This is a genomic window from Crossiella sp. CA-258035, from assembly GCF_030064675.1.
Lineage (GTDB): Bacteria > Actinomycetota > Actinomycetes > Mycobacteriales > Pseudonocardiaceae > Crossiella.
In genome coordinates this window covers 5,596,930-5,620,862 of sequence record NZ_CP116413.1, presented here as the reverse complement: position 1 = coordinate 5,620,862, position 23,933 = coordinate 5,596,930, and the positions used below count along the sequence as shown (strand labels likewise).

22 protein-coding genes are annotated in these 23,933 nt (G+C 72.1%); 12 read left to right on the top strand and 10 right to left on the bottom strand.

The window, feature by feature from the left end; genetic code table 11:
* Positions 1–40: 40 nt before the first annotated feature.
* The gene (locus N8J89_RS25700) at positions 41–682 is read right to left on the bottom strand and encodes a GTP cyclohydrolase II (RefSeq protein WP_283659575.1); all 642 of its coding nucleotides are present in this window, start codon (positions 680–682) and stop codon (positions 41–43) included.
* An 87-nt stretch (positions 683–769) separates the two neighbouring features.
* On the opposite strand from N8J89_RS25700, the gene N8J89_RS25695 reads away from it, so the two are divergent.
* Genes N8J89_RS25695 through N8J89_RS25680 form a run of 4 tightly spaced genes read left to right on the top strand, consistent with a single transcriptional unit; the run spans position 770 to position 3,922 of the window.
* Complete coding sequence (locus N8J89_RS25695) at positions 770–1,168, top strand: 6-pyruvoyl trahydropterin synthase family protein (protein ID WP_283666247.1); 399 nt, start codon at positions 770–772, stop codon at positions 1,166–1,168.
* On the top strand, positions 1,165–2,214 hold the full coding sequence (locus N8J89_RS25690; protein ID WP_283659574.1) for a glycosyltransferase family 4 protein: 1,050 nt from the start codon (positions 1,165–1,167) through the stop codon (positions 2,212–2,214). The genes N8J89_RS25695 and N8J89_RS25690 overlap by 4 nt, the downstream gene beginning before the upstream one ends.
* A complete protein-coding gene (locus N8J89_RS25685; RefSeq protein WP_283659573.1) occupies positions 2,211–2,978 on the top strand; it encodes a methyltransferase domain-containing protein in 768 nt (255 codons plus the stop codon). The genes N8J89_RS25690 and N8J89_RS25685 overlap by 4 nt, the downstream gene beginning before the upstream one ends.
* The gene (locus tag N8J89_RS25680) at positions 2,978–3,922 is read left to right on the top strand and encodes a lysylphosphatidylglycerol synthase transmembrane domain-containing protein (RefSeq protein WP_283659572.1); all 945 of its coding nucleotides are present in this window, start codon (positions 2,978–2,980) and stop codon (positions 3,920–3,922) included. The genes N8J89_RS25685 and N8J89_RS25680 overlap by 1 nt, the downstream gene beginning before the upstream one ends.
* Here N8J89_RS25680 and N8J89_RS25675 read toward each other — a convergent pair.
* Both N8J89_RS25675 and N8J89_RS25670 read right to left on the bottom strand, forming a co-directional pair.
* Positions 3,845–4,534, bottom strand: a complete 690-nt coding sequence (locus tag N8J89_RS25675; RefSeq protein ID WP_283659571.1) for a creatininase family protein — start codon at positions 4,532–4,534, stop codon at positions 3,845–3,847. The two genes, N8J89_RS25680 and N8J89_RS25675, sit on opposite strands and share 78 nt — an antisense overlap.
* A 1-nt stretch (position 4,535) precedes the next feature.
* Positions 4,536–5,504 carry a zinc-dependent alcohol dehydrogenase gene (locus N8J89_RS25670; RefSeq protein ID WP_283659570.1) on the bottom strand — a complete coding sequence of 323 codons (969 nt, stop codon included), beginning with the start codon at positions 5,502–5,504 and terminating at the stop codon, positions 4,536–4,538.
* A gap of 40 nt (positions 5,505–5,544) precedes the next feature.
* On the opposite strand from N8J89_RS25670, the gene N8J89_RS25665 reads away from it, so the two are divergent.
* On the top strand, positions 5,545–6,264 hold the full coding sequence (locus N8J89_RS25665) for a CDP-alcohol phosphatidyltransferase family protein (protein ID WP_283659569.1): 720 nt from the start codon (positions 5,545–5,547) through the stop codon (positions 6,262–6,264).
* Complete coding sequence (locus N8J89_RS25660) at positions 6,257–6,694, top strand: DoxX family protein (protein WP_283659568.1); 438 nt, start codon at positions 6,257–6,259, stop codon at positions 6,692–6,694. Before N8J89_RS25665 ends, N8J89_RS25660 begins: the two co-directional genes overlap by 8 nt.
* On the opposite strand, the gene N8J89_RS25655 is transcribed toward N8J89_RS25660, so the two are convergent.
* Positions 6,633–7,316 (bottom strand): RibD family protein, encoded by a 684-nt coding sequence (locus N8J89_RS25655; protein WP_283659567.1) that lies wholly within the window; start codon positions 7,314–7,316, stop codon positions 6,633–6,635. The two genes, N8J89_RS25660 and N8J89_RS25655, sit on opposite strands and share 62 nt — an antisense overlap.
* A gap of 83 nt (positions 7,317–7,399) precedes the next feature.
* On the opposite strand from N8J89_RS25655, the gene N8J89_RS25650 reads away from it, so the two are divergent.
* Positions 7,400–9,031: a sulfatase-like hydrolase/transferase gene (locus tag N8J89_RS25650; RefSeq protein WP_283659566.1), complete on the top strand. Its 1,632-nt coding sequence runs from the start codon at positions 7,400–7,402 to the stop codon at positions 9,029–9,031.
* On the opposite strand, the gene N8J89_RS25645 is transcribed toward N8J89_RS25650, so the two are convergent.
* Entirely contained in the window at positions 8,997–9,875 is an 879-nt protein-coding gene (locus N8J89_RS25645; RefSeq protein WP_283659565.1) for an alpha/beta fold hydrolase, read from the bottom strand. The two genes, N8J89_RS25650 and N8J89_RS25645, sit on opposite strands and share 35 nt — an antisense overlap.
* Positions 9,876–10,000: 125 nt before the next feature.
* Between N8J89_RS25645 and N8J89_RS25640 the strand changes: the two genes are divergently transcribed.
* The 4 genes from N8J89_RS25640 (at position 10,001) to N8J89_RS25625 (ending at position 14,001) form a co-directional block, all read left to right on the top strand.
* Entirely contained in the window at positions 10,001–11,203 is a 1,203-nt protein-coding gene (locus N8J89_RS25640) for a GNAT family N-acetyltransferase (RefSeq protein ID WP_283659564.1), read from the top strand.
* 99 nt (positions 11,204–11,302) lie between these two features.
* Positions 11,303–12,256, top strand: coding sequence for a ParB/RepB/Spo0J family partition protein (locus N8J89_RS25635; RefSeq protein WP_283659563.1), 954 nt, complete (start codon positions 11,303–11,305; stop codon positions 12,254–12,256).
* Positions 12,253–13,293, top strand: a complete 1,041-nt coding sequence (locus tag N8J89_RS25630) for a phosphotransferase (protein ID WP_283659562.1) — start codon at positions 12,253–12,255, stop codon at positions 13,291–13,293. Before N8J89_RS25635 ends, N8J89_RS25630 begins: the two co-directional genes overlap by 4 nt.
* A gap of 93 nt (positions 13,294–13,386) precedes the next feature.
* Positions 13,387–14,001: a QsdR family transcriptional regulator gene (locus N8J89_RS25625; protein ID WP_283659561.1), complete on the top strand. Its 615-nt coding sequence runs from the start codon at positions 13,387–13,389 to the stop codon at positions 13,999–14,001.
* 37 nt (positions 14,002–14,038) lie between these two features.
* On the opposite strand, the gene N8J89_RS25620 is transcribed toward N8J89_RS25625, so the two are convergent.
* The 4 genes from N8J89_RS25620 to N8J89_RS25605 all read right to left on the bottom strand — a co-directional run bounded on the left by N8J89_RS25620 (position 14,039) and on the right by N8J89_RS25605 (position 21,236).
* Positions 14,039–15,247, bottom strand: a complete 1,209-nt coding sequence (locus N8J89_RS25620) for a S1 family peptidase (protein WP_283659560.1) — start codon at positions 15,245–15,247, stop codon at positions 14,039–14,041.
* Positions 15,248–15,487: 240 nt separating this feature from the next.
* Positions 15,488–16,672: an acyltransferase family protein gene (locus N8J89_RS25615; RefSeq protein ID WP_283659559.1), complete on the bottom strand. Its 1,185-nt coding sequence runs from the start codon at positions 16,670–16,672 to the stop codon at positions 15,488–15,490.
* Positions 16,673–16,905: 233 nt separating this feature from the next.
* A complete protein-coding gene (locus N8J89_RS25610) occupies positions 16,906–18,162 on the bottom strand; it encodes a haloacid dehalogenase-like hydrolase (RefSeq protein WP_283659558.1) in 1,257 nt (418 codons plus the stop codon).
* A 143-nt stretch (positions 18,163–18,305) separates the two neighbouring features.
* Positions 18,306–21,236, bottom strand: a complete 2,931-nt coding sequence (locus N8J89_RS25605; RefSeq protein WP_283659557.1) for a right-handed parallel beta-helix repeat-containing protein — start codon at positions 21,234–21,236, stop codon at positions 18,306–18,308.
* A gap of 222 nt (positions 21,237–21,458) precedes the next feature.
* Here N8J89_RS25605 and N8J89_RS25600 point away from each other — a divergent pair, with 222 nt between their 5' ends.
* A complete protein-coding gene (locus N8J89_RS25600; RefSeq protein ID WP_283659556.1) occupies positions 21,459–22,649 on the top strand; it encodes an ROK family transcriptional regulator in 1,191 nt (396 codons plus the stop codon).
* A gap of 11 nt (positions 22,650–22,660) precedes the next feature.
* On the opposite strand, the gene N8J89_RS25595 is transcribed toward N8J89_RS25600, so the two are convergent.
* Entirely contained in the window at positions 22,661–23,905 is a 1,245-nt protein-coding gene (locus N8J89_RS25595; RefSeq protein WP_283659555.1) for a family 8 glycosyl hydrolase, read from the bottom strand.
* Positions 23,906–23,933 lie beyond the last annotated feature (28 nt).

Genomic DNA, 23,933 nt, shown 5'->3' with positions numbered 1-23,933 from the left:
CAGCCCGCCAATCGTTTTCCCGGTCCAGGTCGGACACGACCTAGCAGCGCTCCTTCTGCGGCTCGCCGAAGACCTCGACCTGGGGCAGGTCGTGGCCGAGCCGGTCGCGTTTGGCGGTCAGGTAGCCGATGTTGTGCCGGTTGGCCGGCATCACCAGCGGAACCCTGGCCACCACCGGGATGCCGTGGGCCGCCAGGGCCTGGAACTTGTCCGGGTTGTTCGACAGCAGGCGCACCGAGCGGATCCGCAGGTGCCGCAACACCTTCGCGGCCGGTCCGTAGTCCCTGGTGTCCACCGGCAGGCCGAGCTCGGTGGCCGAGTCCAGGGTGTCCAGGCCCTGCTCGTCCTGCAGCACGTGCGTGCGGACCTTGGCCACCAGGCCGATGCCCCGGCCCTCGTGGCCGCGCAGGTAGACCAGCACCCCGCTGCCCTCGCGCACGATCGCGTCCAGCGCGCCGTTGAGCTGCTCGCCGCACTCGCAGCGCATGGCGCCCAGGATGTCCCCGGTCAGGCACTCCGAGTGCACGCGCACCAACACGTCCGCCCGGTCCCGCGCGCAGCCGTAGACCAGCGCCAGGTGCTCGTGGCCGTCCGCCCAGAACGCGATGGCCCGGAACCTGCCGCGCCGCGTGACCAGGTCGGATTCGGCGATCTCGGTGTCGCTGAAGGCTTGTGTGTACATCCGGCCTCTCCTCACCCCAGTCCGGCCGGGCGTTGTCTACGCTCGGCCGGAGGTTGCCCCGTTTTCCGCACTGCCCTGGAGGTCACCCTGTTCAGCATCACCGTCCGTGATCACGTCATGGTCGCCCACAGCTTCCGGGGCGAGGTCTTCGGTCCGGCACAACGCCTGCACGGAGCTACGTTCGTGGTGGACGCCCGGTTCAGCCGGGCGGAGCTGGATTCGGACAACATCGTGGTGGACATCGGACTGGCCACCAGTGAGCTGGGCGAGGTGCTGGCCGAGCTCAACTACCGCAACCTGGACGAAGTGCCCGTTTTCGCCGGGATCAACACCTCCACCGAGTACCTGGCCAAGCACATCGCCGACCAGCTGGCCGCCCGGGTGCACGCCGGATCGCTCGGCGAGGGCGCACGCGGGCTGGCCAAGATCGAGGTCACCCTGCACGAGTCGCACGTGGCCTGGGCGAGCTACGAACGCCCGCTGTGACCGTCTGGTTCGTGCTGCCCGGCGACATCGACGACCGGGCCGCGCCCAGCGGCGGCAACGTCTACGACCGCAGGGTCAGCCAGGAGCTGACCGCCCTGGGCGTGGACGTGCGCGAGGTCCCGGTCGCCGGAACCTGGCCGCGGCCGGATCGGGCCAGCCGGGCCGCGCTGGCCGCGGCGCTGGCCGACCGGCCGGCCGGGGCGGCGGTGCTGCTGGACGGGCTGGTCGCCTGCGGGGTGCCCGAGCTGCTGCGACCGGAGGCGGACCGGCTCAACCTGGTGGTGCTGGTGCACCTGCCGCTGGCCGACGAGACCGGCCTGGACCCGGCGCTGGCCGACCGGTTGGACGGAGCGGAGCGGGCTAGCCTGCGCGCCGCCCGCGCGGTGGTCGCCACCAGTTCCTGGGCCGCGCGGCGGCTGGTCGAACGGCACGGCCTGGCCGCGGATCTGGTGCACGCGGTGCTGCCGGGTGTGGACCCCGCGCCGCTCGCGTCCGGCACCGATGGGGTGTCCGGGTTGCTGTGCGTGGCCTCGGTGACCCCGCGCAAGGGCCACGACCTGCTGGCCGAGGCGCTCGCGACGGTCGCGGAGCTGCCCTGGCGGTGCCGGTGCGCCGGGCCGACGCGCGATCAGGCGCAGCTGCGGCTGGTGCGGGGGCTCATCGAGCGGCACGGGCTGGGCGAGCGGTTCCAGCTGCTCGGGCCGCTGACCGGGGCATCGCTGGCACAGGAGTACGGCGCGGCCGACCTGCTGGTGCTGCCCTCCCGCGCGGAGACCTACGGCATGGTGGTGACCGAGGCGCTGGCCAGGGGCGTCCCGGTGCTGGCCAGCTCGGGCAGCGGTGTGCCGGAGGCCCTCGGTGACGGCGGCCTGCTGGTGCCGCCCGGTGATCAGGCCGCGCTCGCCGCGGCGCTGCGGCGCTGGCTGACCGATGCCGACCTGCGGCGTGACCTGCGGGTATCCGCGCGCCGACGGCGGGCGGAGCTACCGGACTGGGCGGCTTCCGCCAGGGCGCTGGCGCGGGTGCTGGCTACTGTGCGCGCATGACCTACACCCCGGAATGGCTGGCCTTGCGCGAACCGGTGGACGCCGAGTCGCGCGCCACCGAGCTGCTCGACCCGCTGCGCGTCGCGCTCGGCCCCGCGGCCGGGCTGGTCATCCACGACCTGGGCTGTGGCAGCGGTTCCCAGGCCCGCTGGCTGTCCGGTCGGCTGCCCGGCCCGCAGCGCTGGGTGCTGCACGATGAGGACCCGCGCCTGCTCGCCCTGGCCGAGACCAGCCTGGACGTGCCGGTGGAGATCCGCCAGGGCGACATCGGCGACCTTCGCGCGGAGGACCTGGCCGGGGCCTCGCTGGTGACCGGTTCCGCGCTGCTGGACCTGTTCACCACCGAGCAGCTGAACGGATTGGTGTCGGCCATCGTAGAAGCCGGTGTGCCAGCTTTGTTCACCCTCTCCGTCGCCGGGCGGATCGACCTGGACCCGGCCGAGGATCTCGACGCCGGGTTCGAGGCCGCCTTCAACGACCACCAGCGCCGCCACGGCCTGCTCGGCCCGGACGCGCCCGCCGCGACCACCGAGGCGTTCGAGCGCCACGGCTACCGGGTGATCACCCGGCCCAGCACCTGGCGGCTCGGCCCGGACCGGCCCGAGCTGACCACGGAATGGCTGCACGGCTGGGTCGGCGCGGCCGTCGAACAGCAACCCCGGCTGGCCGCTGACGCCCCGGAGTACCTGCGGCGCAGGCAGGCCACCGGGTTCCGGGCCCTGGTGCACCACGTGGACCAGCTCGCGCTACCGGGGGCGGGCTGATGCGCGCGCTCTGGCCCTGGCTGCGACTGGTCGCGGCGGCGGGCATCCTGGTCGCGCTGGGCTGGCAGCTGGGTGCGGGCGCGGTGCTGGACGGGCTGCGGTCGATCGGGTTCGGCTCGGTGCTCGCGGCACTGGGCATCGGCGCGCTGACCACCTTGGCGAGTGCGCAGCGGTGGCGGCTGGTGGCTGGCGGGCTCGCGTTGCCGCTGACGCTGGGGCGGGCGGTCGCGGACTACTACCGAGGGCTGTTGCTGAACGCGGTGCTGCCCGCCGGTGTGCTCGGGGATGTGCACCGGGCGGTGAGTCATGGCAAGGAGTCCGGGGACCTGGGGCGCGGGGTGCGGGCGGTGGTGTTCGAGCGGTTCGCGGGGCAGGTGGTGCTGATCGCGACGGGGGCCGGGGTGCTGGCGACCGGGGCCGTGCCCGCGTTCGCGCTGGAACTGAGCCCGCCACTGATCGGCTCGGTGTTCGGCGGTGCCGCGGTCGTGCTTGTGCTGCAACGGATTCCCGCCGTGCGCCGCGAGCTGGCCGCCACCCTCGCCGACGCCAGGGCGCTGCTCGCGGGTGGTCTGCTGCTCCGGGTCGGGCTGCTGTCCGCGGCCGGGGTCGCCGGGCACGTCCTGCTCTTCCTGGTGGCCGCCAGGGTCGCGGGCGTGACCGCGCCGCTGGGTCAGCTGCTGCCGCTGTTCGTGTTGGCGTTGCTGGTGATGGCGGTGCCGGTCAACCTCGGCGGGTTCGGGCCGCGCGAGGCCTTCCTGGCCGTGGCCTTCGGCGCGGCCGGGCTCGGCGCGGAGCGGGGACTGGCCACCGGGGTGGTGTACGGCGCGCTGGCACTGGTGTCCGCGCTGCCCGGGGTGCTGACGCTGCTACCCGGGCAGCGCCGCGAGGGTGTGCCGGAACGTCTCGACCAGTCCCGCCAGCAGCTCCGCCCCCTTGCGGGCTGAGGCCAGCGAGGGACGGCCGATCACGCCGGACTCGGTGTAGGCGGCCAGGCCCAGGGTCAGCAGGTGCGGGCGTTCCCCGGCCTCGTGGTCGCTGGTCTCGAAGCCGGGGCGGAGCAGTTCCGGGTTGGTGTGCAACAGGATCGAGGTTTCCAGCTCGCCCGCGTGCATGTCCGCGAGGGCGGAGGTCTCGATCCCGGCCCGCTCCCGCGCGACCCGCCAGTCCGCCGAACCCGGGAACAGGGCCAGGCCCTCGGACTCCTGGACCAGGTTGGACAGCACGTAGTTGCCGCCGTGCGCGTTGACCAGCACCAGGTTCGGCACCCCGGACTTCCGCAGCGAGTCCGCGATGTCGCGCACCACCGCGTACAGCGTCGGCGCGCTGATGCTCACCGTGCCCGGCCAGGCCGCGTGCTCGTGCGAGCAGGAGATGGTGATCGGCGGCAGCAGCTGCACCGGGTGCGCGGCGGCGAGCTCGCGGGCGATCGCACACGCGATGAGCGTGTCGGTGGCCAGCGGCAGGTGCGGGCCGTGCTGCTCGTGGCTGCCCACCGGCAGCAGGGCCACCCGGGCCCCGCGGTCGCGGACGTCCACGGTGGTGTCGGTCGGGAGCATGTCAGGCACCGTAGTCAATGCGGTGGCACAGCGCCGGGAGCGAGCCGTCGGCCAGCCTGGGCAGCACCTCGGGCAGCTCCTCGAACGGGCTCGACCCGGTGATCAGCGCGTCGAACACCGGATCGGCCAGCAGTTCCAGGGACAGCGCCAGCCGCTGGGCGTAGTCGCGGTCCGGCCGGGCCACCGTGCCCACCTGGCTGCCCCGGATGCGCAGCCTGCGCGAGTGGAACGCCTCGCCCAGCGGCAGGCTGACCCGCCGGTCGCCGTACCAGCTCAGCTCGACCACCTCGCCCTCCGGCGCGAGCAGCTCCAGGGACAGCGCCAGGCCCGCCTCGCTGGCGCTGGCGTGCAGCACCCGGTCGTTGTCCCGCAACGCCTGCTCCGGCGCGGCGAAGGACACCCCCAGCGCCTCGGCCACCGCGGCCCGGCTGGGATCGGTGTCCACCAGCTGGACCCGGACGCCGGGGAAACGGGCCAGCAGCGCCGCCGCACTGCACCCGATCATGCCGCCGCCGACCACCGCGATCCGGTCGCCGACCATCGGCCTGGCGTCCCAGAGCGCGTTCACCGCGGTCTCCACCGTGCCGGCCAGCACCGCGCGCTCCGGCGGCACGGCATCCGGCACCGGGGTGACCGCGCGCGAGCCCACCACGTACTCGGTCTGGTGTGGATAGAGGCAGAACACGGTGCGCCCCACCAGGTGCCGCGGCCCTTGTTTCACCACCCCGACGTTGAGGTAGCCGTACTTGACCGGCCAGGGGAACTCGCCCTCCTGGAACGGCGCGCGCATGAGCGCGTGCTGGTTGGCGGGCACGCCGCCGCGCAGCACCAGCGTCTCGGTGCCCCGGCTGACCGCGGTGTGCAGCGTCTGGACCAGGACGTCACCCGGTCCCGGATCGGGTGGAAAAACCGGTCGGATCTCACAATTTCCCGGACCGGTGACCCAAAGTGCCCTTGCTGAACGTTTCACCAATGGAACCTCCGAGAACGCGGACGACGGTGAGGGACCGATGACCACACTTCAGCACACCACGGCGCCCGCCGTGCCCGAGCAGGCGGGCTGGGTCGTCGCCCAAGTCGCGTTGCTCGGCCTCATCGGCGGCACGATCGGGCTGGGCAGCCTGGGCTGGCTCACCGGACTCGCCTACGCCACCGCCACCTTCTTCCTGGTCAGCCACGCGCTGCGGCGCGCGGGAACCACCCTCGGACCAGCCGACCGGGTCACCCTGGCCAGGGGCGGGCTGGTCGGGGTGGTCACCGCGCTGGTGGCCGACCGGGCCGAGGCCGGCCTCCTGCTGGTGGTGCTGGCCGCGGTCGCGCTGGCACTGGACTGTGTGGACGGACAGGTGGCCAGGCGCACCGGCACCACCTCGGCCTTCGGCGCCCGGTTCGACATGGAGGTCGACGCCTTCCTGATCCTGGTGCTCAGCGTGCACGTCTCGCTGCACCTGGGGCCGTGGGTGCTGCTGATCGGCGCGGCCCGCTACCTGTTCGTGGCCGCCTCCTGGGGCCTGCCCTGGTTGCGCGGGGCACTGCCGCACAGCCTGGCGCGCAAGGCGGTGGCCGCGGCGCAGGGCATCGTGCTGGTGGTGGCCGCCTCGGCGGTGCTGCCGTACGCGGAGGTGCTCACCGCGGCCGCGCTGGGCACGCTGCTGTGGTCCTTTGGTCGCGACATCGCCTGGCTGCGGCGACAGGCGCCCGTTCTGGTGGAAGGATCCCGTCATGGCTGAACCGGCGTCCCCCGCGCGCATCGCGGGCACGGTCGCACTCTGGGCGCTGCGGGTGCTGCTCGCCGCCTACTTCGTCTACAGCGGCTACCTGCTGCTGGGTGACGGCCTGGCCGGCAAGTTCGACAAGATCGGCCTTGGCCAGTGGCTGCGCTACCTCACCGGCGTGCTGGAGATCGCCGGCGCGGTTGGCCTGCTCGTGCCGCGCCTGGGCGGACTGGCCGCGCTGGGCCTGGCCGGGGTGATGACCGGGGCGGTGGCCACCGAGCTGTTCCTGTTGCGGGACACCGCGGGCGCGCAGCTGCCCGCGATCCTGCTGGCGCTGGCCGCGGTGGTCGCGGTCTTCCGCTGGCAGGACGTGACCGGCGCGCTCAGGCTGCTGCGTCCCGCTTTGGCAGGTACCGCAACACCGCCACGTCCCCAATCCGGGTGACCTCCTCCAGGTGGAACCGGCGGGCCGGGCCACCCGGGAACTCGGCCGGGTTCAGGAACCGCGGCGCGGCGGCCTGTCCGATGAGCATGGGCGCGATGGCGATCCGGACCTCATCGGCCAGTCCCGCGGCGAGGAAGGCGGTGTGGATGCTGCCACCCCCTTCCACCATCAACCTGCCGACCCCGCGAGCGCCAAGATCGTCCAGCAACGCCCCGAGCCCGACCTCGGGTCCGAGCGGGACGACCGTGGCCAGCTCACCCACCCGCGCGGTGGCGGCCGCTGCGCCGGAATCATTGGTGTACACCAGCTTCTGGCCACCGCAGTGCCAGAACTTGAGTCCGGGGTCCAGCTCGCCGGAACCGGTCACGGCCACCTTCAGCGGGTACTCGGGCAGCCCCCGCGCGATCCGGGCGGCCCGGCGGTCCGGGCAGTTGACCAGCAGGCGGGGGTTGTCCGCGCGGATGGTGGCGGCCCCGATCAGGATGGCGTCGGACTCGGCGCGCAACTGGTCCACCCGGTCGAAGTCCTCGGTGTTGGACAGCGGAAACCGTTGCGGGCTCACGTCATCGATGTAGCCGTCCACGCTGACGGCGACGCTGAGCAACACGTGCGGTCGGGTCATATCTAGACACGCTACCCGTGAACCGGCCGTGACCGGGACCACGTGTACCCGGACAGCGCAACGCTCGGACGAGAGGACAGCGAATGTCGACTGTGGACGGTCGCGCGGGCGAACCCGCCGCTGACAGCACCACCGTGCCCGGCCCGGTCGCGCCCCGCACCGTGCTGCGCCGCGCCGCAGCCCGCCTCGCCACCGCCCTCGCCGCCCTCCTCGTCCTAGCCGCCCTGTTGCTGCCCAACGACATCGACCGCCTCACCCCGGCCGCCTTCACCCGCATCCCGGTCGAAGCCCCGCTCGCCCTGCTCCTGCTGCTCGCCCTCCCCGCCAAACCCCGCCGCGTCGCCGCCCTCCTCGGCGGCCTCGCCCTCGGCCTGTTCACCGCCCTCAAACTCCTCGACCTGGCCTTCGACTCCGTCCTCCTGCGCCCCTTCGACCTCGTCCTGGACTGGTCGCTGCTGACCCCCGCCGTGGACTACCTGGAGGTCACCCTCGGCCGTCCGGCCGCCCTCGCCGCCGTGGCCGCGGCCGTGCTGCTCGTGCTCGCGCTGACCGCGGCGGTCGCCTGGTCGGTGCGCCGACTGACCACCCTCGCCGCGCGCCGCCGCCGGAGCGCGATCCGGGCGGTGGCGCTGATCTCGGTGGTCACCATCAGCGCCGGGTTGCCGGTCGCGGCGAGCGCCACCGCGGCCTTCGAGCACGCCCAGCGGGTGCGCGCCGGACTGCTCGACCAGCGGGCCTTCGCCGAGGCGGCCGCGGTGGACCCGTTCCGCGACGTTCCCGGCGCCGAGCTGCTGACTGCCTTGCGCGGCAAGGACGTCGTGCTCAGCTTCGTGGAGAGCTACGGGCGGGACGCGGTCGACTTCCCCGGTGTGAGCTCGGTGCTGGCGGCCGGGACGCAGCGGCTGGCCGAGGCGGGATTTGGCGCGCGCAGTGGATTCCTCACCTCGCCGACCGCCGGTGGTGGCAGCTGGCTGGCCCAGGCGACGCTGCTCTCCGGGCTGTGGGTGGACAACGAACAGCGCTACCGCACCCTGGTGGCCAGCGACCGGCTCACCCTCAACAAGGCATTCCAGCGGGCCGGCTGGCGCTCGGTCGGCGTGGTGCCCGGCATCACCAGGGCCTGGCCGGAGGGCGAGTTCTTCGGCTACGACCGCGTCTACCCGGCCGACGGCCTCGGCTACCGCGGCCCGCGCTTCGGCTACGCCACCACCCCCGACCAGTTCACCCTGGCCGCCTTCCACCGCCTGGCCCGCGGCGGGTCACCGGTGCTGGCCACCATCCCGCTGGTCACCAGCCACGCGCCCTGGACGCCGATCCCGGACCTGCTCGACTGGTCCGCCCTCGGCGACGGCTCCGGCTACCGCGCCGCGCCCCCGGCCGAGGACCGCACGCCGGCCCAGGTGCGCGCCGACTACGGGCGGGCCGTGGAGTACTCGCTCAGCTCGCTGATCTCCTACCTGCACAGCCACGCCAACGACAACCTGGTGCTGGTCTTCCTCGGCGACCACCAGCCTGCCCAGGTGCTCACCGGCGCGCAGGCCACCAGGGACGTGCCGATCACCGTGGTGGCCAAGGACCAGGCCGTGCTGGCGCGCACCGCGGACTGGGGCTGGACGCCCGGCCTCAAGCCCGCGCCGGACGCGCCGGTGTGGCCGATGGACGCCTTCCGGGACCGCTTCCTCAGCGCGTTCGGCGCGGACCCTGGCGCGAAGTGAGGATCCGCTGGACCTCCTCGGCGATCAGCTCCGCGTCGGTGAGCGGCACCAGGTGGCCGGAGCGGGGCGCGAGCACGTGCCGCCCGCCCTCGGTGACCAGGGCCCGCCGCCGGTGCGACTCGGTGACCGCCGCCCTGGTCCCGCGCGGCATGCCCGGTGAGCTCAGCGCGCCGGAGATGGTGGTGACCGGGATGCCGGTGAGGTCAGGTGGGTTGTCCCGCAACGAGTTCAGCCCGCTGGGCACCGCGGCCAGCTCGGCGGCGCGGACCTTGGTCACCGCCACGGTGAAGCCCTCCCGCCGGATGTCCGCCCTGGACTCCGGCGGCAGCACCGCGGTCGCCCGCCGGTAGGCCAGGCCGAGCAGGCGGAGCCGGGCCAGCAGCACGGTCATCCGCTGCGCGGGCCGCTCCAGCTTGCGGACCTGCTCGGTGAACAGCGGCCCGCACAGCTCGTCGGTGGCGTCCACCAGCACCACCCCGGCGATCCGGTCCGGCCGGGCCGCGGTGGCCAGCCGGATGACCGGCCCGCCCCAGCTGTGGCCGACCAGCACGAACGGTCCCGCGCCCAGGTGGTCCAGCAACGCGTTCAGGTCGGCGGCCAGGGTGTCCAGGTCGCGCGGGCCGGGGGAGGCCGGGCTGCGGCCCAGGCCGGAGCGGTCGTAGGCCACCGAGGTGGCGAAGCCGGACACCGCGGGCTGCACCAGGCCCCAGAACGACCGCGAGGCGGCCAGCCCGGACTCGAAGACAACGGTCGGTGTGCCCTCGGGGCCGGGAAGTCGCTGGTAGAACAGCTCCCGGCCGTCCGGAGTGCGCGCGGTGCCCGGTGTGCCCTGCGGATGACTCATCCGTCCCCCGTGAAGTTAGGTAACCCTTACTCGGGGACTGTAGTGGACGCGGCAATTCGCTTGACCTGACCACGGGCCGGGACTGCACTGGGCCGGACACCTTTTCCGAGGAGGCAGCCGCAGCAATGGAGATCCGGGCCACCACTGATGAGGATCTTGCGGGCTTCATCAGCACGATCCACGCCGCGTTCGGCCGCTTCCCGGACACCCCGACCGGCGGTCCGATGTGGTCCGCGCTGGAGCTCGACCGCTGCCTGCGCGCGGTGACCGAGGACGGACGGCCGGTCGGCACCACCGCCGCGTACTCCTTCGAGCTCACCCTGCCCGGCCAGGTCCTCGCCCCAGCCGCCGGGGTGACCGCCGTCGGCGTGCTGCCCTCGCACCGGCGGCAGGGCGTGCTCAGCGCGCTGATGCGGCGTCAGCTCACCGACCTGCGCGCGCGGGGCGACTTCCTCGCCGTGCTGCTGTCCTCCGAAGCGGTGATCTACCGCAGGTTCGGCTACGGACCGGCCACCTACACCCAGCGGATCACCGTGTCGCGCCACCGAGCCGCCTTCGCGCCGCCCAGGGCGGGCGGCACGGCGACCGGCTCCATCGAGCTGTTGCCGCGGGCCGACTGCGGCCAGATCCTGGCAGAGGTCTACGACCGGTACCGCCGCTGGCAACCGGGCGCGCTGTCCCGCCCGCCCCACTGGTGGGCCTCGGGCGCGGGACAGCCGCCGATCTCCGCCACGCCGCGCTTCATCGCGGTGCACCGGGACGACGGGGGTGTGCCGGACGGCTACGCCAGCTACTCCCTCGCCGAGTCCGGGACGCTGACCGTCGACGAGATCATCACCACCGACGACGCGGTCTTCACCGCCCTGGCCCGGTTCGCCCTCGGCCACGACCTCATCGCCCAGGTCGTGGTCAAGCACGTCCCGCCCGGCCATCCGCTGCGCTGGCAGCTCGCGGACTTCCGCGCGGGCGAGGTCACCCAGGACACCGACTGGCTCTGGGTGCGGCTGCTGGACATCCCTCGGGCGCTGACCGCGCGCGGCTGGTTCGCCGACGGCGAGCTGGTGCTCGACGTGGACGACCCGGCCCTCGGCGAGCGCGGCCGCTACCTGCTCACCGTCCGGGACGGCAAGGCCGAGTGCCTGCCGACCGACCGGGCGCCCGACCTGTCCCTGGACGTCAGCGACCTGGGCTCGATCTACCTCGGCGGCACCGCCCCGAGCCTGCTGGTCCGCGCCGGGCACATCCAAGCCCACCACCCGGAGGCGGCCGCACGCGCCGACGTGCTCTTCCGCGCCGACCGCGCCCCGCACTGCCTGCACTGGTTCTAGGTCGCCTGATCGACAAAACAAGACGAGATACCTTCATGTCTCGTTTCAGGAGTTTGTTGATTGTGGACTCAAAAGTGAGACGATTGCTATAGACGTCTCATGAACCTGGGGTGGCGGGACCAGACGGCCCGCACGGCGTCCTGGCCGGAGCTGGACTTGGCCGAGTTACCGGTGCGATGGGTGCCGGTGGCCGCGCTGCGGGCCGGGTCGATGTCGCCGCGCCGGGCGGGTGAGGACGCCGGGCACGTGCGGCTGCTGGCCGACAGCCTGGCCGAGCTGCCGCCGATCCTGGTGCACCGGGAGTCGATGCGGGTCATCGACGGCATGCACCGGCTGCTCGCCGCGGTGGCCCGTGGCCGGGTCGAGGTGGCGGCCTGCTTCTTCGACGGCAGCGAACGGGACGCCTTCGTGCTCGCGGTGCGGGCCAACATCAGCCACGGCCTGCCGCTGACCGCCGCCGACCGCAGTGCCGCGGCCGGCCGGATCCTGCGCAGCCACCCCGAGTGGTCGGACCGGCTGATCGCCAAGGTCACCGGGCTCTCCCCGGGCACGGTGGCCGGTATCCGGCAGCGGGACGAGCAGGCGGACCACCCGGCCACGCGGATCGGCCGCGACGGCAGGGCCAGGCCGGTGAACAGCGCGGACGGCCGCCGCAAGGCCGGGAAGCTGTTCGCCGAGCGGCCCAGTGCCTCGCTGCGGGAGGTGGCCAGGGCCGCCGGGGTGGCGGTGTCCACCGCGCAGGACGTGCGCAGGCGGCTGCGGGCCGGCCAGGACCCGGTGCCGGCCGGGGTCCGCTCCCGGATCGCGCGCCCGCCCGCGCCGGTGGACCGGGAGAGCGTGCTGCGGGCCCTGCGCGCCGATCCCGCGCTGCGGTTCACCGAGGCGGGCCGGGCGCTGCTGCGCTGGCTGGACGCGGCGCCCTCGGCGAGCGCGCTGGACCTGGTGGTGGCCAGCGTGCCGGAGTACCACCGCGCCGAGCTGGCCGAACTGGCCACCGGCGCGGCCAGGTCCTGGCAGGACCTGGCCGCGCGGCTGCGCCGGAGCGCCAGATGACCGAGGTGGCCCGGATCCGCCAGCTGCTGGGCAGGCACTGGCCCGGGCACTGGAACGGCCTGCCGCCGCAACGGTTGCCCCGCTGGGCGGCCAGCACCCTGTACGAGACCTGGCTGGCGCCCGGTGACGACGGCGCGCACGTGCTCACCCTGCGCGGCCACCACGACGACTCCTGGGCCGAGACCCGGTACGCGCTGCGCCGCCGGGTGCTGACCAGCTGCCAGTCCCGCGGCCTGCCCGTGCTGCCGCCGGTGCCCACCACCGAGGGCGAGCCGGTGGCCTGGCTGGACGGGCTGGCCGCCGAGCTCACCCCCGCGGTCAAGGGCGCGGTGCCCAACCAGTTCGCCCCACCCCAGGTGGACGTGATGATCACCGCCGCACTGGACCTGCGGGAGGGCTTGGACGAGGTGCCCCCGGAACTGCTGCGCGGCCTGGCCGCGATCCCGGCCGCCTCCCCGGCCAGGGACTGGCGGGCGGCGGTGGTCCGGGCCAGGCACCTGCTGCCCGCCGCCGAGCGCAGGCCGGACGTCTGGGGCTGGACCGCCACCTCGGTGCTGCGCGGGGTGCTGGCCGCCGGGCCGGTGCTGGCCACCGCCGCGCAGCGCAGGCCCCCGGCCTCGGTGGTGCACGGCGCCCCGCACGATGACAACGTGCTGCTCTCCGGCGGCCGCGAACCGCAGGTGCTGGCCATCCTCGGCTTCGACGAGCTGCACGCCGGCGACCGGCTGGTGGACCTGTCGGTGATCGCGGACACCGCGGCCAGGGTCCGGGTCGGCGAGACCGCCCGCCGCCGCGCGCTGGCCCAGTTCCTGGCGCGGGCGCTGGGCCGGGAACTGTTGCGGGAGGGGGAGGAGCGGTTCCTGATGCCGGTGCTGCTGGCCAGGACCGTGCCGGTGGTGGTGGAGCTGATGAGCCGGCTGCTGCGCGAGGGCGTCGGCGGCCCGGCGCTGGCCGACCGGCTGGACCGGCTGGACCCGATGCGCAAGGTGAACGTGCACCAGCTGCTCACCGGGGCCGAGGTGCAGCCCTGCTGCTGAGCTGTTCGACCGCGTCTTCAGGAGCAGTCGGTGTCCCGTGGCGAGGCAGATCGGCGGAGTGTGTCGCGGTGAGACCCGAAGTAGGATGTCCGCATGCCGGCCAGATCCCGCGCCGCCCAGGAGACACCGCTGAGCCGGGCGCTCGCCGGTGGCGGTCTCGCGGCCAAGGCGACCCCGGTGGACGCCTTCCGGCTGGCCAGGTCCTGGTTCCTGGACGGCCGCCGGGTGGACATGGTGCAGTTGGCTGAGGAGCTCGGGGTGAGCCGGGCGACGCTGTACCGCTGGTGCGGCAACCGGGAGCAGCTGCTCGGCGAGGTGATCTGGTCGTTGACCGAGGACCAGCTCAACCGCACCAAGGCCGGCATCAGCGGCAGCGGCGTGGACTACGTCACCGAGGTGATCGGCTCCTGCATCGCCCAGTTCCGCACCTTCAAGACCTTGCGCCGCCTGCTCTCCGACGATCCGGAGTACGCGCTGCGGCTGATGACCTCCAAGCACGGCATCGTGCAGGGCCGGGTGATCGACTGGTGCGCGGAGCTGCTGGCCGGGCTGGACCTGCGGCCGGAGGTGGACCTGGCCGACCTGTCCTATGTGGTCGTGCGGATCTGCGAGTCCTTCGTGTGGAGCGACATGATCACCGGGGCCGAGCCGGAGACGGAGAAGGCCGTGGTGATCATCCGGTTGCTGCTGGGAGCAGCCGCACGCTGAAACCGGTGGGGACCACGCGGGTCCCCACCGGGCTGGGTCAGCTGGTCTTCAGGGTGAGGCCGTAGGCGTTGAGCACCTCGCCGATCGGCTGGAAGTAGGCCACGTTCGGCTCGCCGGCCTTCTCGCCGCAGAACGCCTTGTCCTTGTTGTCGATCCGGCCGTCACCGTTGGTGTCCTTGATGAAGTAGCCGATGCCGCCGCTGGTGACGCCCTGCGCGGTGTTGCCCGCCATCCAGGAGCCGCCGCTGTCGCCGCCCTCGGTGCACACGCTGGCCTGGGTCATCTCCTCCACCGTGGTGCCGTCGTCGTAGTTGATCGTGACGTCCAGCGACTCCACCTCGCCGCAGGTCCAGTTGGTGGTGCGGCCGGACTTGCAGATGGTGCTGCCCGGCGCGGCCACCCCGTGCCCGGTGACCCGGACCGCGGTGCCGTTGTACTTGGTCACCGACGCCTGCGCGGTCCAGTCCGCGGACAGCGAGGAGTAGGCGTAGTCGTTGGTGGGGAAGCTGTGCGCCCGCACCGTGCCGAGGTAGGCGCCGTTGCGGCGGAACTCGCCGTCGTTGATGCCGTCCGCGCAGTGCCCGGCGGTGATCATGACCGGCCTGCGGTCGCGGTCGGTGGCGGTGAAACCGACCGAGCACACGTAGTTGCCGCCGCCCACGCTGAACTCGATCTGCTGGCCGCCGTAGAGGTTGGCCTGCTTGCTCGCCTTGCCCGCGCTGCGCCGGACCTGCACGCCGTTGATCGCATCCGCCTGCGCGGCAACGGCATCGTGCGCCGCGCCGGCCGGGATGGTGGCGACCACGGTGTTGTTCACGACGTCGGTGTGGCTGGTGCTGCCCCGGACGCCGGCCAGCAGCTTGCGCACGGCCTGCTTGGCCGAGGCCAGCTCCGCCGCGCCATTGACGACCCGCTTGGCCTTGGCGCCAGCCGCTTCTGCCACCTTGGCTGCCGCGTCATCGGTGACCGCGACCACCAGGCTGCCCGCCTCCAGGAAGGCCCCGCCGGCCCGCGCGCCCAGTTCGGCGGTGAGCCGCTGTGCGGTGCGGGACAACGAGTCCTGGGTGGTGATCCGGCGCACCGCGGTGTCCCGGTCCAGGCCGCCCGCGACCAGGTGGTCCACCGCGGCCGCGGTCGCGCCGTCCAGCTCCGGAGCGGCGGCGGCGCTGGGGCCGGCCAGCACCGCGGTGGCCGCGATGGTGACCGTGACCCCGGCGCGCAGGGAACGCCAGACTCGATCCGACATGAATCCTCCTTGATGCCCAGCGCGCACACCAAGGGATGAGCCCTCGTCATCCCGCAGGGGCTGGTGTGGCGCTGTGTCCGCAGAGTCTGCGTTTTGTTGTGGCCACAAGGAATGGCGCGCATTTCAAGTGGCGTTCAGTTCGGCGCACTCTGTTCAAAGCAGTTCAGGCCGATCGGCGGTTGCACCGGCGAGAGCCCAGGTCCGGGGCCGTGCCGGGTTGTGGTGCTGACCAGCGGTGAGTCACAAAGCTGGGAAAGGCACTCGCTCGCGTCCCACCTGCTGGACGGGCGCGGAGAACCGGCGGACCAGCGGCACCTCCACGTAGCGGTGCAACAGCCAGGCGGCCAGCGCGGCGCAGGGCAGGAACAGGCCGACCGAGATCAGCAGGCCCTCGCCGGTGTCCACTGTGGGCGGTGTGCCCACCACGAACTCCAGCAGCACCGCGATGGTGAGCAGGTGCACGGTGTAGAAGGCGAAGGACCGGTCGCCCAGGTAGACCATGGCCCGGCCGCGCAACACCGAGCGGTCCCCGCGCAGGTCGGTGGCGGCGGCCGCGGCCACCAGCAGGGCGCAGCTCAGCCCGTGGATGGCGCCGAAGGCGTAGGTGGGCGGCAGGAACGGGCAGGCCAGGATCGGCAGCAGCGGCAGCCAGGCGGTGTGCCGCAGTCGCAGCCCGGTCAGCCTGCCCTCGCGCAGCAGGCGCGCCATGAGCATGCCGAGGATGAACTCCGGCAGCCTGCTCAGCGGGAAGAAGTAGGTCAGCCACAGCTGTTCCAGCGACAGGGAGAGCGCGGCGTCGCTCTCGGTGATGTTCTGGCCACCGAGGAAGTTGTCCGCGAAGGCCACAAAGGACAGTCCGGCGGCGAACACCGCGACCGCGGTCAGCCACAGCCGCCGCGCCGGAATCCTGGACACGATCCGGTGCAGCAGCGGGAAGCAGAAGTAGAAGAACACCTCGCAGGCCAGCGACCAGGTGATCGCGCTGGCGAAACCGAGGTAGGCCGAGCTCGGGTACCACACGTGCACCAGGAACACCTGCGCCAGTGCCGGGCCGAGGCCGATTTCCTCAGTGAGGCTGGGCAGGCTGGAGTTGGCTCCCCAGAACACCATGAACAGCAGGGTCAGCCCTAACACCAGCACGTGGTTCGGGAAAACACGGACATAACGTCGTCGCCAGAACCGGGTGGCGCTGTCGCTGGGCTGCACCGACCAGGTCAGCACAAATCCGGAGAGCACGAAGAACAGCGACACCGCGGCATAGGAGAAGAGCTGGGAGAGCCCGAGGTAGGCGGCGCCCTCGCCGTGCCCGAAATTGAGGCCGATCAGGCAATGCGTGATGAACACGGCGAGGGCGGCGATCGCGCGTAGCCCGGTCAGGGATTCCAGCCGGTCCGGACGGGTGTCGGCGCATGCGGGTGCGGCCATGGTTGTCTCCCACGGTGAGAATGGCGAAGTCCGCACATCCTTTACTTGCCGCACCGGTGGAGAGAATGCGTGTGGCGGTTTGCTGACAGCCGCCGGTGTCCCATTCTGCTGGTCGTCTTTCCGGCTTTCCCCGGATCAGCTCGGCCTATGGGTGACCCGCGACGTCAACCGGCTGGCCTGCACCGGTCACGGCGCGGAGCCAATACTTCGGGCCGCGCAAGTACGCATTTCTGTCAGCCGTGCGCCCGATCCGCCTGGTCGGCGACCACCGCGCCGTCCGCGCGCAGCAGCGGGCCGCGGCTGCCGTCCGCGCGCACCGCGCCCGCGGTCGAGCAGGGGTAGGGGCCTGCCTTGGCGGGCAGCGGGTCGAGGAACATCGGGTTGGGCAGCCAGCGGCCGTCGGCGTTGTCGTAGGCCCGGCACATCAGCTCGGTCTTGTTGCGGTTGAGCGCCAGGTGCGCGCCGGTGGCATCGCCGACGAAGGTCACGTCGGTGTCCGCGTCGCCAGCGCCCAGCGCGATCCGCCGGGTGGCGTCCTGCTGTTCCCAGGCGGCCGCGCCCTCGACCCGGAAGATCTCCTGGTTGACCACGCAGCGCTTGCCGTCGATGTAGGGCAGCGCGGCCGGGTCGCCGCCGCAGCCGAGCAGCTCGGTGGTGAGCCTGCCGTGCCGGGTCCGGCTGCGGATGCCGATGGTGTGCGCGCGGTCCAGGCCTGCCCCGTCGGCCCAGGCCTCGGCGATCGCCTCGGCCGAGGCGGAGACCACGTAGACCTCGAACCGGGCCGCCTTGAGCGTGCGGATCAGGTCCTTCTGCTGCGGGTAGTAGCGGATGTAACCGGCGATGGTGTGCGTGCCGACGGTCTGCTTGGCGCCCACCGGCGCGCGCAGCTGCTCCGCGCGGGCCAGCCGGGCGAAGGCGGTCAGCGCCCCTGGGGTGTGCCCGGCGAACAGCGAGGGGATCCAGCCGTAGGAGGGTTCGGTGCGCCGGTGGTTCCACTCGCCGGTGAAGGCGGCCGCGCCGCCCATGGTCCGGGACTTCTCCCTGATCTCCATGATCTCGTCGGCGCAGGCGGTGTTCCGCGAGGTGGGCAGCGGCCCTCCGACCGGCACGGCGGTGCCACAGGCCGCGGTCAGCGCCTGATCCGCGGCGGCGGAGAGCCACCTGCTGGTCGCGAGCCAGCTCTGCGGGCGCAGGATCTTGTCGTGCCGGAGCGCCCAGGCCAGGGTGGCGTCGGTGATGTCGTTCTTGATCACGGTGTTGTCCCAGTCGAACACCGCCACCGGCCGCGGACCCGACCGCCCGGCGCAGGAACCGCGCTCGTCGATCATCCGCTGCAACCTGGCCCGGTTGTCGCCGTGCCAGGGCAGCGCGGGATCCAGCTGCGGGCAGTGCGCGCCTGGGCGATCCGGCGCGGCCACCGCCTGGGCCGAACCGGCGAGCACGCTGGCCACCGTGCAGGACAGCACGGCCACGGTCTTCCACCACGTCATGGCCGCCATCATTCCCCGCCGGTTTCCGCCATCGCAATCAGCCTGTCCACTGTGGACTGAGAAGTCCCGATCGTCCGCTTCCGCCGGAGGAGCCGCGCGGCCGGAACGCTGAGCGTCCCGGCCGCGCGCGGTGAGCAGCCGGGTTACGGCGTCACCTTGATGTTGGTCAGCCCGGTGGTGGCGTTGCTGACCGTGTTGGAGGCGTACACCACGTTCGGGTTGTCCTTGCACTTGGACGTCGAGGTGATGCTGATGGCGTACTTGCCGGCCCCGCCGAGGTCGGACCTGTTGTTCTTCCAGGTGTTGCCGCAGCCGTTCGGGAAGGACGGGCTGCTGGACGGGTTGTGCGTCTCGTAGCCGTTGGCGAAGACACCGGGTTTGCTGAAGGTGCCGGTGTTGTTCTCGATCAGGTAGCCGGTGCCCTTGACGTCGACCCAGGAGTCAGCCGAGTTCTGGCCCTTGATCCCGGTGCCGTTGAAGGTGTTGCCGCGGATGATCCCGCCGCTGGTGCCTTCCTTGACGTCGATGTGCTCGGCCGCCACCTCCGGCCCGATCTGGTTGTCCAGCACGCTGACCCGGTCCGAGCGGTCCGCGCCACCGGTGTTGCCGTGGCACTTCCAGTTCGAGTTCGCCGAGCCGATGTAGACGCCCTCGCCGTAGCTGGGCTGGACCAGGCCGGCGTGCGTGATCCTGGAGTTCTTGATCACTCCGTCGGCCGAGGACCGGCGGAAGTGCACCGCTTCCTCGTCCACGTGGTGCACGTGCACCTTGTCCAGGGTCACGTGCTGCGAGTTGTCCAGGATGATGCCCTTCTTGGCGTCCTTGACCGTGAAGCCGGTCAGGTTCCAGTAGGGCGCGTTGAACAGCCACAGGCCGTAGCCGGAGTCCCAGCCCGCGGTGGGCACCGGGCAGGACGGCGCGGTGCCGGAGGGGCCGTCGTTGACCAGCACCGCGTTCGCCGGGCCGGTCAGGGTGATCCGGCTGGACGCGGTGCCCGCCTTGGTGGTGACGAAGGAGCCGCGGTACTCACCGGTGGCCAGCCGGATGGTGTCGCCCGGCTTCGCGTTGGCCAGCGCCGCCTTGAGCTGTTCGGCGGTGGAGACGTCCACCAGCGCGCCCTGGACCGCGTCCGCGCCGAAAGTGCCCGCGCGGCCGAGGTTCTTCAGGAACAGCGAGCCGGAGGAGTCGGTCCGGGAGGCGTTGACCCCGGAGTTGTTCTTGGTGAAGTCCACCGTCTCCTTGCTCGCCCAGTCCGGGATGGTCGTGCCGTTGGCGCTGAGGTGCCTGAACTTGCTGGCATCCGCGGCGTCCGAGCCGAACTGGAAGATCCGGTCCTTGTCCCCGTAGTACGGCTGGAACGGGCCGCCCTTGCTGGTCTGCTTGCTCATCTCGTTGCGGTAGAAGACGTTCTGCGCGCCACTGGAGCCGGACCACTTGGCCGCCTTGGGGCCCGCGGCCCACCAGATCGGGTACCAGGTGGAGTCATCCGGCCCGCCGCCGCCCTCTTCGCCGCAGTTGCTCTTGCAGTTCTTGGAGGCGTGCTCGAACGGCACCGTGACCTTGTTGTTCTCGAACAGGTTCCGGCGCTCCCAGCCGCCGTGCACGTTCAGGTCGGAGTCGAAGTCGTTGCCCACCACCACGTTGTTGGAGGCCGACCACTGGAAGGTGAAGTGCCGCAGGTTCCTGGTGGTGTTGTAGGCGTAGAGCGAGTCCCACACCCGCGAGCCGCGGAAGTAGCCGTTGCCGCCCTTGCCCTTGTTCCACGAACCGTCCAGATAGGACTCCTGGACCTGGATGTTCTTGGCGCTCTCGGTGACGATCGGGTGCGAGCCGGTCATCTCCGCGCCCACCCGGCGGATCCAGGTGTTGGCCGCCCACTTGAGCACGATGCCGTGCATCTCGTACTCCGGGGCCACGTTGCCGTAGTTCTGGGTGGCGTCGGCCTTGCTCACGTTGTACGTGCCGCCGCCGTGCTTGGGCATGCCGTTGAGTTCCTGGGTGATGGTCAGGTCCTCGATGCCCACGCCCTGCACCACCTTGAGCGGGGTGACCCGGCTCGGGTAGGCCTTGCCGCCGATGGCGGGGGAGCCGTCGGAGGTGGAGTTGAGCGGGAGGTCGTACTCCAGCGGCTTGTCGATGGTGAGGTTCTTGCCCGCGGTGTCCACCGAGGAGATCTGGAAGATCTGCTGGCGCATGTGCAGGTTCAGGTACTGCGCGGTGTTGGTCACGGTCTGCTGCTGGTAGAACTTGACCGTGTTGGCCGCGCCGACCCACAGGTAGCCGCCGGCCTTGAACTTGCTCATGTCGGCGTTCTTGGCCAGCTTGATGTCCCTGGCGCCCAGGGCCGAACCCTCGCGCAGCGGGAGGCCGGAGGCCCAGTGCTGGTTGATGCTGCCTTCGAAGATGTCCTTGCGGTTGGCCGGCGCGGACTTGTGGTCGGCGGCGTACTTCGGTGAGACCTCACGGGTCTGCACCCGCAGCAGGCCGCGGCCGGGCCACATCCAGCCGCCCTTGCCCGCGCCGTGCACCATGCCGTCCTCGTCCCAGTCGCTGCCGTCCTCGGTCAGCGCGTCGTAACGGGTGTTGGCATCCGGCCGGAACACCAGCGAGGTCCTGCCCCGCCCGGCGCCCTTGATCAGCAGGTAGTCCGCGTCCACGCCCAGCTGGCGGGTCACGGTGATCCTGCCCTCCGGCAGGGTGATCGAGGACAGCTTGTGGTACCCCGCGCTCGGCGAGCACTGGGTGCGGATGTCGTCGATCGCCTTCTGCAGACCGGTGGTGGCATCGCTGCCGTCGGTCTTGACGCCGTACTGGGTGGCCAGTTCGGCGCTGGTGATCTGACAGGCGGCGTTGGCGTTGAGGTCGCCGGGACCGGGCAGTGCGGCCCCGCCCCGGTAGCCCGCCTTGCTCCAGTCCGGCAGCCCGGAGATGGGGGCCCGCCGGTTGGCGCTGGTCAGATCGGGCAGGGCGGCCTCCGCGCTCGGGTCGGCCACGGCCGCGGGGGTCGTGCCCAGCGCGGACAGGGTGGTGAGGGTGAGAGCGGCAGCGGCGAACGCTGCCGTGAGACGTGACATCGGTGCTCCTGATGAATCTCGTTTGCGACGGGGCAGGGCGTCGTAGGCGGCGAGATGTATTCAGGCGACAGTTCGGTGGAGCTTGAGCGAATAGTAAGGAAACTATCCTAACTCCAAAAGATCGCACGGGGCAAGGGGTTGTGCAAACCATTGCCCTTGACCGGTCAACGCCCGGCTCCGTACTGTCCGGTAAGTAAGGACTCTTTACTTCGGAGGTTGCCCGTGACCAACCCCGTCCGGGGCACACCCGGCCTGATGCGGGCGATCAACGACCGCGCCACCCTGCGCGCGCTGCTGGAGTCCGGCCCGCTCACCCGGCCGGAGATCGTCGCGCTGACCGGCCTGTCCAAGCCGACCGCCTCCCAGCTGCTGGTGCGCCTGCAACAGGCCGGGCTGGTGGTGCGGGACGGCACCCGCTCCGGCCGCACCGGCCGCAGCGCGGAGGTCTACCGGATCAACGCCGCCGCCGCCGGGGTGGCCGCGATGGACGTGACCCCGGAACGGATCGCGGTGCAGGTCGCCGACCTCACCGGCACGGTCGTCGGCGAGGCCACCCTGCCCGCCGATGTCGAGGCCGCCGCGCCGCTGGCCGAGCGCCTACGCGCCGCGGTGGCCCTGGCCCAGCCGCCGGGTGCCCTGAACCGCTTGGTGATCGGCGTGCAGGGCGCGGTCAACCCGGCCACCGGCAAGCTGGACTACGCCACCGACGACGACATGCCCGGCTGGGGCATCCCCGACCTCACCCCCGCGCTGACCGAGGCCCTCGGCCTGCCCGTGGTGGTGGAGAACGACGTCAACCTGGTCGCACTGGCCGAACAGGCCCACGGCGTCGCCGCGGGCACCGCCGACTTCGTGCTGCTGTGGGCCGACGAGGGCCTGGGCGCCGCCCTGATGCTCGGCGGCCGCCTGCACCGCGGCGTCACCGGCGGCGCGGGCGAGGTCGGCTACCTGCCCGTCCCCGGCGCGCCCACCGCCCGCGAGGTGGGCCGCTTCGGCCACCACGGCTACCAGGCCCTGGCCGGTGGTCCCGCCATCGGCCAGCTGCTGGCCGGGCACGGGATCACCGAGGCGGACTACCGCCGGTCGGTGGCCATCGCGGCCCGGCTGGCGGGCGCGGGTGACCAGCGGGCCGAGGCCGGGCTGCGCGAGGTGGCGGCGCGGTTCGCGCTGGGGCTGGCCGAGATCACCGCGGTGGTGGATCCGGGGCTGATCGTGCTGGCCGGTGGCTTGTCGCTGGCCGGTGGGGAAGCGTTGCGGGAGCTGGTGGAACGGGAGCTGCACGCGCTGACCATTCCGGGGCCGCCGGTCCGACTGTCCACTGTGGAGGGTAATCCGGTGCTGGCCGGTGCGCTGGACCTGGCGCTGGGGGCGGTGCGGGACGAGCTGTTCGGCGCGGCCATCCCCAGCGCCTGAGCCAGTGCCGCTCAGGGCACCCAGTGGTTGCCGCTGACGGTGATCATGGCCTGGAGCTGGATGCTGGCCGCGTAGTAGCCGTTGGTGTTGATCGGGGTGGCCAGCATCTTGCGCCACAGCGCGTCCAGCCAGGCCTGACTGCCGGGGTCGGTCATCGCGGCCACCGCGAACGGGGCGAAGAAGGCGGCCTTGTCCCCGCTGGCGGCGATCGGCCTGCCGTCCAGGTGGTAGCCGACCGCGATCCTGCCGGGGTCGCCGCCGGTGGCCGACCTGATCCAGGCGTTCATCTTCCGGGCCGCGGCAAGGGACTTGGCGTCGCCGCTGGTGACCGCGTCCGCGCCGAGGCGCCACGGGGTGCGGCAGGCGTTCCAGAAGAACTTGCCGTCGTTGGGGTCTTCCAGGACCTTGCCGGGGGCGGGTTGGGGCGTTCCGTTGGTGTTGACCACGAAGTCCGGCAGCAGGCCGGTGGTGGGGGAGTGCTTGGCCTGCAGGGTGCCGATCAGGTTCTGGTGGGCGGTGCGGATGCCGTCCCAGGCGCTGTCGCCGGTGGCCTTGCGGAAGGCGCGCAGGTGGTCGATCATCCAGTCCGAGCTGCGGGACTCGTAGTAGTGCTCGTTGCCCGGGTCCACCCAGTCCGCGTAGGTGAACAGCTTGGTGCCGGGGTTGACCTCGCTCTTCTTGATCGCGTTGATGGTGCGGACCGCGAGCTGCTTGTAGTTGTGCGTGCCGGAGCTGCCCCACTGGCGGTCGGCCAGCAGCAGGCCGTAGGCCACGTCCAGGTCACCGTCGGTGGCGCTGTCGCTGCCGTTGACACTGCGGCAGCTGGGATCCTGCTCGGCGGCCAGCAGGTCGGCGTTGTACACGGAGGGGTGGTCCAGCTTCCACTTCACCAGGCCGTCGAAGATCTTCCGCGCCTCCGGGTCGGCCCCCGCCATGGTCGCCGCGATCACCATGCCGTAGCCCTGGGCCTCGGCCACGTACGGGAACTTGGCATCCGGCGAGATCACCTGGTACCAGCCGTTGCCGCAGTTCTGCCGCAGGAACGCCGACTTCCAGCGCTTGTAGTAGTCCACTACCGCGGCGTCCACAGTGGACTGGCTGCCGGTCGGCTTCAGCATGCCCGCGGTGTAGGGGATGCGGTGGCTGCCGAAGGGCACGGCCACGGTTTCCGCGGCGGTGCTCAGGGCCGGGGTCGCGAGTGGTGCCAGCAGGGCTGCCACCACGCCGAGGATCCGGCCAGCCGCACGTCGACTCACGGGGACTCCGTTCTCCGGGGCGGCGGAG

Bases quoted from the DNA above. Each gene is read 5' to 3' on its own strand.
- N8J89_RS25700 (WP_283659575.1), bottom strand. From the start codon at position 682: ATGTACACACAAGCCTTCAGCGACACCGAGATCGCCGAATCCGACCTG.
- N8J89_RS25685 (WP_283659573.1), top strand. From the start codon at position 2,211: ATGACCTACACCCCGGAATGGCTGGCCTTGCGCGAACCGGTGGACGCC.
- N8J89_RS25680 (WP_283659572.1), top strand. From the start codon at position 2,978: ATGCGCGCGCTCTGGCCCTGGCTGCGACTGGTCGCGGCGGCGGGCATC.
- N8J89_RS25675 (WP_283659571.1), bottom strand. From the start codon at position 4,534: ATGCTCCCGACCGACACCACCGTGGACGTCCGCGACCGCGGGGCCCGG.
- N8J89_RS25665 (WP_283659569.1), top strand. From the start codon at position 5,545: ATGACCACACTTCAGCACACCACGGCGCCCGCCGTGCCCGAGCAGGCG.
- N8J89_RS25660 (WP_283659568.1), top strand. From the start codon at position 6,257: ATGGCTGAACCGGCGTCCCCCGCGCGCATCGCGGGCACGGTCGCACTC.
- N8J89_RS25655 (WP_283659567.1), bottom strand. From the start codon at position 7,316: ATGACCCGACCGCACGTGTTGCTCAGCGTCGCCGTCAGCGTGGACGGC.
- N8J89_RS25650 (WP_283659566.1), top strand. From the start codon at position 7,400: ATGTCGACTGTGGACGGTCGCGCGGGCGAACCCGCCGCTGACAGCACC.
- N8J89_RS25645 (WP_283659565.1), bottom strand. From the start codon at position 9,875: ATGAGTCATCCGCAGGGCACACCGGGCACCGCGCGCACTCCGGACGGC.
- N8J89_RS25640 (WP_283659564.1), top strand. From the start codon at position 10,001: ATGGAGATCCGGGCCACCACTGATGAGGATCTTGCGGGCTTCATCAGC.
- N8J89_RS25635 (WP_283659563.1), top strand. From the start codon at position 11,303: ATGAACCTGGGGTGGCGGGACCAGACGGCCCGCACGGCGTCCTGGCCG.
- N8J89_RS25630 (WP_283659562.1), top strand. From the start codon at position 12,253: ATGACCGAGGTGGCCCGGATCCGCCAGCTGCTGGGCAGGCACTGGCCC.
- N8J89_RS25625 (WP_283659561.1), top strand. From the start codon at position 13,387: ATGCCGGCCAGATCCCGCGCCGCCCAGGAGACACCGCTGAGCCGGGCG.
- N8J89_RS25620 (WP_283659560.1), bottom strand. From the start codon at position 15,247: ATGTCGGATCGAGTCTGGCGTTCCCTGCGCGCCGGGGTCACGGTCACC.
- N8J89_RS25615 (WP_283659559.1), bottom strand. From the start codon at position 16,672: ATGGCCGCACCCGCATGCGCCGACACCCGTCCGGACCGGCTGGAATCC.
- N8J89_RS25610 (WP_283659558.1), bottom strand. From the start codon at position 18,162: ATGACGTGGTGGAAGACCGTGGCCGTGCTGTCCTGCACGGTGGCCAGC.
- N8J89_RS25605 (WP_283659557.1), bottom strand. From the start codon at position 21,236: ATGTCACGTCTCACGGCAGCGTTCGCCGCTGCCGCTCTCACCCTCACC.